General features: G+C 48.4%; 9 protein-coding genes and 1 pseudogene. 1 reads left to right on the forward strand and 9 read right to left on the reverse strand.

Translation table 11 applies throughout. The annotated features are described in order from the left end of the window. Positions 1–193 precede the first annotated feature (193 nt). The 5 genes and pseudogenes from dacB to D2E26_RS04850 form a co-directional block, all read right to left on the reverse strand. The gene (dacB, locus tag D2E26_RS04830) at positions 194–1,777 is read right to left on the reverse strand and encodes a D-alanyl-D-alanine carboxypeptidase/D-alanyl-D-alanine endopeptidase (RefSeq protein WP_125963576.1); all 1,584 of its coding nucleotides are present in this window, start codon (positions 1,775–1,777) and stop codon (positions 194–196) included. Between the two features lie 53 nt (positions 1,778–1,830). After that, a complete protein-coding gene (locus D2E26_RS04835) occupies positions 1,831–3,468 on the reverse strand; it encodes an ABC transporter permease (RefSeq protein ID WP_125963577.1) in 1,638 nt (545 codons plus the stop codon). A gap of 415 nt (positions 3,469–3,883) precedes the next feature. Continuing rightward, positions 3,884–4,694 (reverse strand): annotated as a pseudogene (locus tag D2E26_RS04840) (ABC transporter ATP-binding protein); the annotation flags it as partial. A 289-nt stretch (positions 4,695–4,983) separates the two neighbouring features. After that, the gene (locus D2E26_RS04845) at positions 4,984–6,210 is read right to left on the reverse strand and encodes a glycosyltransferase family 2 protein (RefSeq protein ID WP_125963578.1); all 1,227 of its coding nucleotides are present in this window, start codon (positions 6,208–6,210) and stop codon (positions 4,984–4,986) included. Then, positions 6,210–7,904 (reverse strand): AI-2E family transporter, encoded by a 1,695-nt coding sequence (locus D2E26_RS04850; RefSeq protein WP_420897205.1) that lies wholly within the window; start codon positions 7,902–7,904, stop codon positions 6,210–6,212. Before D2E26_RS04850 ends, D2E26_RS04845 begins: the two co-directional genes overlap by 1 nt. Before the next feature lie 136 nt (positions 7,905–8,040). Here D2E26_RS04850 and D2E26_RS04855 point away from each other — a divergent pair, with 136 nt between their 5' ends. Then, positions 8,041–9,003, forward strand: a complete 963-nt coding sequence (locus D2E26_RS04855; protein WP_125963579.1) for a glycosyltransferase family 2 protein — start codon at positions 8,041–8,043, stop codon at positions 9,001–9,003. A gap of 249 nt (positions 9,004–9,252) precedes the next feature. Here D2E26_RS04855 and D2E26_RS04860 read toward each other — a convergent pair whose 3' ends face one another. Genes D2E26_RS04860 through D2E26_RS04875 form a run of 4 tightly spaced genes read right to left on the reverse strand, consistent with a single transcriptional unit; the run spans position 9,253 to position 12,659 of the window. Beyond that, on the reverse strand, positions 9,253–9,855 hold the full coding sequence (locus D2E26_RS04860) for a hypothetical protein (RefSeq protein ID WP_125963580.1): 603 nt from the start codon (positions 9,853–9,855) through the stop codon (positions 9,253–9,255). Then, positions 9,855–10,352: a hypothetical protein gene (locus D2E26_RS04865; RefSeq protein ID WP_125963581.1), complete on the reverse strand. Its 498-nt coding sequence runs from the start codon at positions 10,350–10,352 to the stop codon at positions 9,855–9,857. The genes D2E26_RS04860 and D2E26_RS04865 overlap by 1 nt, the downstream gene beginning before the upstream one ends. Continuing rightward, positions 10,339–11,784, reverse strand: a complete 1,446-nt coding sequence (locus D2E26_RS04870) for a hypothetical protein (protein ID WP_125963582.1) — start codon at positions 11,782–11,784, stop codon at positions 10,339–10,341. The genes D2E26_RS04865 and D2E26_RS04870 overlap by 14 nt, the downstream gene beginning before the upstream one ends. Beyond that, complete coding sequence (locus D2E26_RS04875; RefSeq protein WP_125963583.1) at positions 11,781–12,659, reverse strand: ABC transporter ATP-binding protein; 879 nt, start codon at positions 12,657–12,659, stop codon at positions 11,781–11,783. Before D2E26_RS04875 ends, D2E26_RS04870 begins: the two co-directional genes overlap by 4 nt. Positions 12,660–12,759: the final 100 nt, after the last annotated feature.

Raw genomic sequence — 12,759 nt, forward strand, 5'->3', positions numbered from 1 at the left:
ACATAAAGCAATTAGCTTACGTGCGTAAAACAGCTGAGCTGGCTTACGTGCGTAAAAACTTAACTGGCTTACATGCGTAGGTAATCAAACTGCGTTGCCTACGTAGGACGAGCTAACTGACCTACGTGCGTGGAAACAGCAACTCGCTTACCTGTGTAATCGCGCTCGGTCTACCAACCAGAGTCCTTCCACATCACAGACTTGCCAAGGATGAAGCAAAGCGATCAATTGCTGCTTTTGCTGCTTCTGTATCGCTTGGATTATTCACAATCACGGAGAACGCAAGCACGCCACCCTGGCGTCGTGAGATATTGCCAGTCAACGAGGTAACTGCGTTAAGTGTGCCTGTTTTCATACGCATCAAACCAGCATTCTCGGAATTAGCAAGTCGATACTGGACCGTGCCATTTAATCCTGCTACAGCAAGTCCTTCTGCAGCTGCGACAGCGTTTCCTGCATGAAGGTTCTGCTGCTGCACTGCCACCAAGGTGCGCACAGAGACGCGACTGCCTGGGGAAAGGCCAGAACAATCGGACATATGCAGGCCCTGAGTAGGTACACCAAGCTCCTTTAGCACTTTCGTCACAGATTGCACGGCTCCAGCAGGAGAATTATCCTCATGTAAGCGCAAAGCCAGCAGGCGGCCGAATTCTTCTGCAAGCGTGTTATCTGAATGACGCAACATAAACATCATGACAGCACTCAGTGGTGCTGATTCCACCTGAGCAATTGGAGTATCTTGCTGAGTTGCATCCGCCTTATGTGCGGTAGTAGGTGAAGATGCATTAGCTGCAGCATCATTTGCTGAAGAAGCATTATTCATTTTTACGGATTTGCCAGCTGCTGCATTAATCCCCTGCTTATGGAGCAAATCCTTAAATTTCTCAGCAACATCGGCAGCAGTATGTTGAGAAAGCTCCGGATAATCATGGAACACATCTGGATTACTCAGTGCTTCAGAACGCTGGCGACCGCCATCAATAGCCATTGATGACACGCCTGTGTAATACATGCTCATATCACCAGCCGCACTTAAGGCAGAAGGCGTGCGCTGATCAGAAAACAGTGCGTCGTCATAATCAAGCGTCACTTTGGAAATACCACGTGACTGTAATGCATGAGCAGTCTGCTTTGCTAACGTGCGTAATCCTGCACGTCCATTGATATGGTTTGGATCGCTATCTCCTGCGGACAGCAACATGTCGCCATTGCCCTTTAGCACCAGACGATAGGTATTGCCCTGCTGCTGCAAAAATACTTGTGTAGGCAGCGTCGATCCCATATCTAGCTTAGATGCGGCAGCAAGAGACGTCAGCGTTTTCAGAGTTGAAGCTGGCTCTCGAGTTTTATCGATCTCATGAGATGCGATCGGATCTCCATTTGCTTGGGCGACTGCAACTGACAGATCAGAGCCCACTCCATTGGCGTTAAGAAGTTCTTTAATTGCGGATTGAGCGCGTGCAGCATCTACGGGCTTATTCAGATCAACATTATCAATTATTTCTGCAGCACCGATACTGTTACTGGCCGTTTCATATTGGGCTTGTTGTGAGGCTTGCATAGTCAATGCTCCTGGCACAACGCCAACAATATCCCCAACAACATAAGCGCATGCTAAAGCAAACGTCACCACGGCAGAAATAACTACAAGAACAATCCTTCGATGACGCTTACGCGCATCAAGTACTGCAACTTGAGATAGGTCAAAACGCGACTCACCATTTTTAGAATCACCATGAGTTTTGGCGACGGATCGCAAACGGCGTGACGAGGACATAGTTCCTTCCATGCTCACCCGTCACGCCTTGCTATCAGTGGGACGAGTGAACCTTACTTCTGCAATGTTGCATATTGCTCAAGCGTGTGCAGAATTTTCAACTGACGAGCGTCGAATATTTTAGCGCCAAGCCATGTACCTAAGCACAGTACGCCAATACCATTTACAGCCGAAACCGCAGTAACAATCCATTCCCAAGCCTGCCAGTGCAACACCGCCGCACAGGCGCCGACAATTATTGTTGGCAATGCTGCAACCAGAGAAATAAACATATACAAAAATGGGAAAAAGAGCTGAGATGCAGTACGGCCTTGAGGTGAACTAAACGGCTTCTTAATCGACGGAACTGGATAGCTGAAAACCGTTGAGAACCACAGCGTCACACCTAAGCACGATAGAGCAATATTAAATCCGATAACGGTAAACATGAAGCCACGTACAAGTCCTTCTGGAGTTTTCCAGTCACCCGTAATGAGGAATGAAGCGATGCCGAACAGTGCAAAAGCCACAGCAATAATCGCTACATACACACGAGCACGGCCAATTCTGTTCTGCTTACCTGTGGTTCCGGAAATAACTTCCATTGTGAAACCAAGGCCATCATAAGCGAGACCATTACTCTCCGACGTAATCAGCAACAGGCCAAGATAAGAGAGCACTGCCCACAAAGCGTATGGCGTTTCTGACGGCTGGATGGCAAAGACTATGAAGAACATAATCGGCAAAATATAAGTCATGCATTGGCGAGGATCGCGTTTCAACATGCTTGCGACTCGAGCAGAAATTGCGCCAGACGGTGAGTCCGGAACGTGCGAAAACATGCCCAAACCTTTTGCTACCCCATTTCCTTGTGAAACGCTTGGAAGTAAGCGCTCACGTCGAATACACCAGACCGCAAGGTAGAAGCACAATACATCGAACACGGCAATAATGCCGAGCCTTGCAATAAGTAGACCCCAATCTCCTGCTGCGGCATCAAATGGTAACTGGAATAATGCGCCGAACGGCGTCCACGACATTACGCTGGCAGGACCTTGAGCACTGTGCTGAGCTATTTCTATTAGGGAAACAGAAGTGCCAGTACCAGCAAGCATTGTTGGAAGCTGGAACACCACCATCATAAAAACAAAAACTAACGTATAGAAGGCATTACGTCCTCGATTTGTACGAACAAACACCGTACCTAATGAGATAACTGCCTTGCACATAAGCATGAGCGTCACGATGATAATTGGCGCGGCAATAAGCGAAATAACAACAGCTGGCATGCCCATCCAGCGATATGCAGATGACCAGAATAGTAGCGATAAAAGGCCGAAAATAGATGGCATACCCACTAAGCCAGCCGCAGTTAAGCCAAGTTGCAATTGAACGTCAGGAATACCATAGTTCGCAAAACGGCTCAGGCTAAATGATGAGCCCTCTCCAATAAAAGTCAGCTGAATAAGCAGCAAAGACAAAATAACTATGGAACCAAGGCTGACAACACCCGTATTGAATGTGGTCGTCCAAGAACTGACGTCATCAGATGAGTCGGGACCAAATCCAAGTGAGTGTCCCATGCCGATAGCAAGGCCTACGAGACCAAAGCCAAACAATAACGATATAACCAGCGCCACAATTTGCCACGGCGAGGTCTTCAGAGCAGAAGCCATGAGGCTCCATCGCAAACGCGACATTGTTGCGATCATAGCTGTCCTCCATCACCTGATGTATGACCTCCTGCACCTGGCCTTGGCGGTTGCAGAGCATGAGGATGACTCGATGGGAATGGAGGCTGGGTGCGATCTGGCTGATGCGCAAACGGCCCCTGCTGACGCATTGGCGAAGCAGGCATGGATGCTGAACGAGACCTAGAAATACCTGAACATGATGCATACGAAGATGCTGTCTGCATATACTTCCCAATTATCGAAGGCTGGTCATGGAACGATCCAAGAGACTCTTCTCGCAAGTCTTTCGACGCACCTAAGGACGATGCATCACTCATCATCGATTGATTGTGCGTCTGCTGATCTTGCATAGTTGCAGAAGGCTTACCATATGCATTCTGCTCTGTGCCATTGTTCTCCGTACCGCTCTTATCCATAGCAGCTTGATCAGATCCTCGCTTACCGTCAAGCCAGCCAAGATGCGCTGCTTCATGACGTCCACCTACAAGCTCCAAGAAACGATCCTCAAGATCACGACCAGCAGCAACCTCGTCGATAGTGCCTGCTGCAGCAACTTGTCCATCATTAATAACGGCTACGTGCGTGCACATGCGCTCGACCAAAGCCATAACATGAGAAGAAATAATGACCGTACCACCAGTCGCCACATATTCCTGCAAAATATCTTTGATATTGGCGCTAGAAATAGGATCAACTGCCTCAAATGGCTCATCAAGAATAAGAATGCGCGGGCTATGAATCATTGCTGATGCAAGACAAATTTTCTTTGTCATACCTGCCGAATAACTCGATACTGACTTATTTGCGGCCTCAGTTAAATCAAATGCTGCAAGTAAATCATTTGCACGCTTCTGTACTTCAGCACGTGGCAGACCTCGCAGCATACCTGCATACATCAGCAGCTGCATACCACTCAATAGGTCAAATATCTGATCAGGTTGTGGCATCAGGCCAATCTGACGCTTCGCACTATTAACGTCGCTCCAAACGTCTTTGCCAAGAATCATGGTGCTTCCACCATCTGGTTTCAAAAGGCCCGACATCATTGAGATAGTCGTTGTCTTGCCAGCACCGTTAGGCCCTACAAGGCCGTAATACGAGCCAACTGGAATATCCAGAGACAAATTATTTACGGCAATTTTTTGATCAAAATGCTTATACAATCCCCTAATTGATACAGCCGCTTGCGTGTCAGGTGATGTCATCATTCCCTGCTGCATCGGTGATGGCTGCTGTGAATGCATTGCTCGCTGTGCCGAATCAGGTTGCGCTGGTACGCCTGCTGGCGTCTGTGAGAAATCCTTCATTCTCCTTACAGTACAGATTCTCAATATGTAAAATGCGAGATTCCCATTTTTTTAAGAACCTCTTGTTATTGTTCTGCCGCACTTAAGTTAACTCGCTTATGTGCGGCAATCGCAAAAATAAAAACCTCATTTTCTCCCCGCACGTAGCGCAATTGCCTTATGTGCGGGGAAAGAAAATGAGGTTGAAAAGCTAGTTCTTCCTAGGTACTGGTTCTAGTGAATCGACTCAGGAACCCTTGTGAACAATTGGCTTCCACTCGGCCTTGCTGAAGATAGCCTGGAACGAGATTGGCACATAGCTGAGCATATAAATTGGGAAGCTCAGCACGTAAGCGACAAGCTCTCGGTTCGTTGCACCGATCTGGTCGCGCTCAACGATAATTGTCAATGCTGCCAATGCCATCATGAACAGCAGCGACCACAAAATACCGTTCGACCAATTAATCAGTGATCCAAGCTGACTCGACCATGAAACGAAGCCAAAGGCTGCGAACAAAGCGCCCAAGAAGATACGCAAAATACCAAGCACAGTAAATGGGCACAGCAGCAACGTGAAGTCGATTGCTGAGAAATCTCGCTCAGTTACGGCTCGACGAATCAGCGGCATGCCGTAATAACGGAACACCTGCAAGAAGCCCTTACTCCAGCGCAAACGCTGACGCCAGCTCTGTGCAAATGTTGTTGGCTGTTCGTCGTACAACACAGCCGAACCGACATAGCCAATACGATCGCCATGCAGCAGCGAATCCATCGTGAATTCGAGATCCTCGGTCAGCAGATGGAACTTCCAGCCCTTATTTCGACGCATCACCGACTGCGAGAACATAAAGCCAGTACCGCCCACATGGCACGAATTGCCAAGCATCATACGAGAAGCCGACAGGAATCGCGACTCACGAATGAACCACAGTGCCGAACCCGATGACACCCAATTATCAGACAAATTCACCGAGTTACGGTAGCTCGTCAGAATGCGGAATCCTGCATGGAATGCCTTATTCATTTCGGCGAAGTAGTTGCGATCGAGCCTGTTGTCGGCATCAAACACGAAGAATGCATCGTACTTATCTGCGTCGTGAGACTCGATCATGTGGTTCAGCAAGTATGTCAGCGCATAGCCCTTGCCGATGAGCTCCTTATTGAAACGCTCCACAACATGGCAACCCAAGGCACGTACAACTTTTGCCGTGTTATCAGTGCAGTTATCGGCTACCAACCAGATATCGATATGATCAGCTGGGTATGTCTGATTCTGAATATCGTGAATCAGATTGCCGATAACTTGTTCCTCGTTACGTGCGGAAATGAGTACGGCGTAATGCTTGTCATACGGTGCATCCGGAAACGGTTCAGGCTTAGCAAATAAAGAGATGACAATACACAGGCCCTGATACGCCATGCCTACGCCGCCCACAATAACGAGCAGCACGTCAAGCACGTTCAGCAATGCCATTATTTCCAGCTTCTCCTCGGGTTATCGCTTTCTGCTGCGTCCGATTCTACAGTTGGGTCCGCCACCCCGCGATTTTCTTCCATAGTTGCGCGGTTCTCGGCTACGTGCGGATCGGCACTGTTGGTATCAGAAAAATCATTATTTTTCTGCTGTGCAACCTTGTCCGACGAATCGGAAGAAGCCACTACCTCACTGTCTGAACTCTGTGAAGCGGAGTCAGCTTTATTGTCGCGCAATGTCTTCAGCAAACCGGAACGACGACGCTGCTGATTGCGCTGCGGAATCGCAACCGTTGGCGAATCTTCATCTCGTTGATTTTCAGCGTCGATACCGTAAATCTGCTCCTGAAGCTGACGAACTGCTTCATCAAGTGGGACGTTAGCCGACGAACCCTTCGCAGCGCGAGGAGAACGTTTTGCAACATTGTCAGACAATGCCTCTCCCGCCTGAACAATACGAGACTTCTTCTTTGGCTCTGGATCAGACATAATCGGCACATCAACCAGCTCATAGCGCTTCGTTGAAACCTTGAACAGCACCTGAAGGCTAGCCGTAATTGGCAGCGCCAGGAACGCGCCGAGAGCGCCAAAGATTGCGCCAAATACCAGAACCGCCAAGAATGCCACGCACGGATTGATATCCATAGTGCGCTCAGAAATCTTTGGAGAAAGCAGCAAGTTTTCAATCTGTTGGTAAATCGTGATGAAAATAATGACAGCAACCGCGTACCAAATACCACGATCACCCCATGCAAACAGCACTGGCAGAGCACCGCCCAAATACGTACCAATTGTTGGAATGAACTGCGAAACAATGCCGCTGAACAGTGCAAGTGGCAGCCAATATGGCACATGGATGCACATAAGGAAAATAGCCGTGCAAGCAGCAGAGCATGCGGCCAAAATCGTACGCGAGAACAGATAGTTCGAGATCTGGTCCTGAACCACAGTCCAAGTCAGTAGGAAGCGACGCTGCGAATTAGGCGACAACCACTGGCAGATACTGCGACGCAGACGAGGTCCAGCAATGGACATGTAGAACGCAACCATAATTGCTGTTGTGAAGTTCAGCAGACCACCGAGCAGACCAACAGTCGTGCTTACTGCCGTACCTGCAAAGTTCGCGATCCAAGACGTCTGAATATTCTTCAGAATCTCAGGTCCAATCGAGCTCACCTCAGGTAAGTGGAATGTAGTGTACTGCTCTACAACCTTGCTGAGCTGGTCATATAGCGCTGGAATGCCCTGCAACATCGAAATAAGCTGTTGCACGAACAAATTACCGAATGCCGCAAGTAAGGCAACAACAATAACGAGCAGGCCAATAAGACTGGTAACTGCAGCAACGCCTCGACGCCAACCGTGGCGAATCAATTTGAGAACAAGTGGTTCCACAGCAAGCGACAAGAACAGTGCAATAACAACGTCAAGCACAATAAATTCAATGCGGAACCATGCACGGAAGCAGAAGTACGCAAGGAATACTGCAATAACCGTGTACAGCAATGCACGGCTCAACCATTCAGGAGGTCGACGTGCATCGCCTTTACTTGGAAAGATCGACGCTAAATCAAGCTTTGGCTGACGGTTACGATGTTCGAGAAGATCCTCTTGCGCGGTTTTAGAAGCTCGCGCGATGTTTTGCGGTACGGAGTTCGACTCGTCCGTCACTTTCATCCCGTTTGTCACATTCATCCTGTCTGTTTCGCATGTAAACGCAAAAGTAGATGCTACTGTATGCGTTCATTCATGGCTTCTCATTCTACCGATTTAGCAGATTCTGAGTCAGTAGAGCGTAACGGTGTACGCAAGTAACCATATTCTGTTCTGTATGTTGAATGTCTCGATTGTTATTCCCGCATGGAACGAGGAAGAACGAATTATCGATTGCCTGACGAATGCTACTCGCCAGACTGTTATGCCACACGAAGTAATTGTCGTCGACAACCGTTCTACGGATCGTACAGTCGAGCTTGTTGAGCAATTTATTGCTGACCACCCTGAAGCTCCGGTTAAGTTGCTGCATCAGGATGAGGATCAGGGTTTGATCCCTACGCGAAATTATGGCTTGAACCACGCTACTGGCGATGTGCTCGGTCGTATCGACGCGGACTGCATGTTGAAGCCTGACTGGGTTGAAATTGTTGCCGGCGTATTTACCGAGGATCCTGAAGCTATGGGCGCTACGGGTCCTGTGACCTATTACGATATGCCAGCTCGCAAGATTAGCCTTCGTAGCGATGACCATGTGCGACGTCACACCTACCGCGCTGATGGCGGTCAGGTCTTGCTGTTCGGTTCCAATATGGCACTGCGCGCCTCTGCCTGGCACATGATTGCTGACGAAGTTTGCTTGGACCGAGAAGATAAGATGCACGAAGATATCGATATTTCTCTGCATCTGCTTGGTCGCGGTTTGAAGACGGTGTACTCGCGCCGTATGGTGTGCGGTATTTCCGCACGTAGGATGGATACCTCGTTTAAGTCGTTCCATAACTACATGCAGCGCTTCAAGAATACGTTTGAAGCCCATCCAGAACACTGGCGCAAGCACAAGTCCGAGCACACACTTTATTTGATGTACCCATGGCTGCACGCGCTATACCCGCTCTATCAGCAGTACCTTGAGGCAAAGGATATTAATCCTGCTGTCCGCGTTTGGTTCAAGGAACAGCTCGATCTTGCACTTGATGATGGCGAAGATCTTTCGGAAATTGAAGATCTTGATCAAGAAGAAAATAGCGATAACAAAGACGCTAAAGATATCGAATCAACTACTTCTCAGGCAGCTTGATCATTAGCATCTAATACTCCCGCACATAAGCTAACTGCTTTATGTGCGGGATTTTTGTTTGTGCGGAACCTCTCCCGCACATAAAACAGTTGGCTTATGTGCGGATTTAGTTGGGTAGTGCTATACAAAAACTCTCCCGCACGTAGTGCAATTGCCTTACGTGCGGGAGAGATACAGGAGAGTTGTGAAAGGTAGTAAATCCACGGAAATGTGAGTAGAAACCTCCTTTCTGTTTGTATTTCGTTGTTTTTATTTCTCTTGATGCAACTGTTGCCTGCGAGCAAGCAACATCGTTGCGATGCTGCTCAGTGCCACCATGCCGTCATCGCAAAACGGCATCAGGCAGAGAGCTTGTTGGATAATAAGTAGCCAAAACCAAGGTGCTCCTGTGCAGGCTATTCCAATTACTGCAGTCAGTACTCCTGCAAGTGGCCCTAAAACTGCGCACAACAGTTCGTCGCCTGACGTTTGAGGTTTATCGCGCTGAATCTGTACGCAAAATAGATGCATTTTCACTTGTATTGCTGCTGACCCGATATCGTGGCACAGCACAACAGCGTGCATCAGCTCATGAAAGAACATGGCGAGCGACGCACATAGTGCGAATATCACGAATCCAGTGACGATCCCATTAGCGCCTATCCATATTGCTTGTATTGCAGCAAGCACATACACAGGAATAAACGGTGCAAAGCACGCCACCACGATTTTCGGTATCACACGTAACAATGGCGAGCGCAAGTACTGAGACGAACTCGATACTTTGCTGACGCATTGTGACCTGTTCCCATGCGATCGACGTGGATGACGTGCCTGCATCGATTGTTCGCACCCCTGCATTGTTGTGTTCATTAGTACATCTTGTGAGATGGTCCAGTTGGGTTTGGTGAAGTTACATGTGCAACAGCAGGCACTGCAACCGGCATTCCTTGGCAAGACACAGTGTTCATGGTGTTTACGCCATTGGTGCCAGGCATCCCATTGATATTGCGCATGCCATTAGCGCGCTGTGGAACGAACGCTGCACGAGGCGTATTGTGCGTATCCTCGTTATTTGCTTTACGAGTTTTACGTACATGCAGAATGATCAGATCAACTGCTGCACATACCACTGCACATACTGCGAGTACAACGAGTGCTGCATGCTGGTTACCAACGCCAAGCGAAATGTTGAATCCACCATCGTCTGCGGCATCTGATTGGAAATACACTGCACCGCCTAATGCCTCGGTACGTCGTACCTGATCTGTTGAGCAGAACATTGCGTATGTCATTCCACCGAGTAGAACGGCGATCCAAATGACAATTGCAGCGCAAACGGTAACGAAGATATTCCTAACAGCTGCCATGACGGACGCTCCTTTGATGTGTTTGAATACCAAAAACTGAATAGAAAATCATGGCGATGAATATGGCTATGCCAGCAACAACCAGCCATGTACCTTTAAGATTGAGAATTCCAATTCCGCAGACAAGCAGAATGCCAATGAGTGCAAGTGAGGCGAAGCCAATGATTGCGGCCAATGGATTGTTCTTTGTCATTGGGAATAGGATGCCCAGCGTCGTGCAGAGTACAGTGCCTGCAGCAACGCCTAAATAGGAGTAGATGTAATCCATAGTGCCCAGGGTGCCCCATGGAAGAATGATCAGTGCAATAGCGGCCCAGATCAAGGTGTACACAATGATTTGCGAGACAATCAGACAAATGTAGGTATGCACTGCGGATTGACGATGAACGCTCCACACTCGTGGTATACCTTCAGCAAATTGCGACAGACCCGTAAACGTCACCATGCACACTGGATACAAAGCCCAGGATGCGTCTTTGTGTAGGCACAGCAGTATTGCGCATGCCAGTGATAGCAGTGTTTCAAGGAACGTATCCTTTGAACGCACCACATAAGAGGCGAACATGGCAATGTCTGAATGACCTACAGATGGGAGGCGCAGTGGCAGATAATCAGCTTGGCCGCAATACTGAGGTGGAGCAACCACCATATCGAGTGCCACCAGACCGATAATCACACCAATGGATGCTGCAGCGATAGGTAATGCACCGTATTTTTGCGTCAGATCACCGACCACGGTAATCCACAACACATTGCCATCATTCTGTACCCAATGCTTTTGTACATCGAGTGACAGCTGCATCATCGATACGGCATATTGCACAAGTAACGCAGATGTCGCACACAGACCAACAAGTCCAGAGAATTTGCCGAGTCCAATGATGTGCATGAACCGCGCAACAAGATCCCATGCCAGGCACAGTGCCGCATATAGTACCAATACCGGCAGCGCAATATGCGTCGCAACCAATCCGACAGCTGGGAAGCCATCGTGTGCAATCACAGAAGTAACCACAGCTAAGGCAGAAACCAGAATGACGCACAGTACAACGCAAGCTTCACAAGCTTTTATGGCGAGCTTACGCATGATAGACGTGACAGGAAGATGACTAACAACCCTAAGTGCGCCATCAGCCTTCGAGAACAGCAGTTTAACGGCAAGGAAGGCTCCAATAACCCACGGAATTGATGAAACCCAAGACATGTCTACCATGAATGGCCACATATCTTTTTGTGCGTCAATTGGCTTCGTAAAAACGAATACGATAACGCATGCGAATGAAAGCCAAACCGCAGCTAAGCCAACTAATGCCCAACGAACAGCCTTGGTACGTAGCACACCGTATTGCAGCAACGTGCGGCGAAAGAATCGCAGCAGCATACCGAACACAGTATTGAACCGCGTCACTCCTTGAGCAAGAGTCTTCATCATGAAGCCTCCTGAAGCGTTTGCATTTGATACCATTCAGCGATGCCGCCAAAGAGGCGTTCAACATCGGTAGTAACGAGCGGCTTATCCATATGACCGTTATGCAGCAGCACAATGTCATCGCTTACCTGTTGAAGCAGCGTGAAATCATGCGTGCACAGCAGCACTGACAGGCCATCCTCACGTAGCGACTTAAACTCCTCGACGCAGACGTACCAGGCGTCAATATCAATGCCGTTCAGCGTTTCATCGACTATCGTTAGTGGGCAACGAATCAGGAATGCAGCACACAGCTGCGCCTTCTTCTTCATACCATGTGAATACGAGTCAATCAGACGGTTTTCAGCACCTGCCATGCCAAATCGTGCAAACAATTTGCGCACGCGAGAACGCCTAATATTTACGCCGTATAACCGGCCCATCGTCATGATATATTCCATGCCGGTGAGGAATGTTGGGACATCATTATTGCCGCCAACATGCATAATTCCGATTTTTCCAGCGCAAGAAGTTGAGGGTTTACCAAGCACAGTTATTTTGCCGGACTGAAGATCGTAGACGTCGCTAATGAGGTTAATTAATGTTGTTTTACCCGAACCATTAGGACCGATTAAACCGGTAATAGTTGCTTCAGGAACAGTTAAATTAACATCATTGAGTACACGATGCGACCGCACATAGCCGAAATCAACATCGCTTACTTCCAGAACTGGAGTTCCAGCAAAAATGCTCGAGAATGCTTCATTCTGAGTGGAAGAAATCTCCTCTCGAAAGTAGGAATTACGCTCTGCTGGAGATACCTGGTTCTTCTGCTGTGCAAAGTTCAATTGATTGATTTGGGTCTCGCTTATTGCTGACGCCCATTGAGTTTTCTGCATCCCTGAATTTGAATTTATTTCTGTGGTTGCTGACATGGCAGTCATATCCATAAGATTCGACTCCTCTTCAAAGTTTAACCATGCACAGATGCACCAATGA

Source organism: Bifidobacterium dolichotidis (assembly GCF_003951975.1).
In the GTDB taxonomy this organism is placed as follows: Bacteria; Actinomycetota; Actinomycetes; order Actinomycetales; family Bifidobacteriaceae; genus Bifidobacterium; species Bifidobacterium dolichotidis.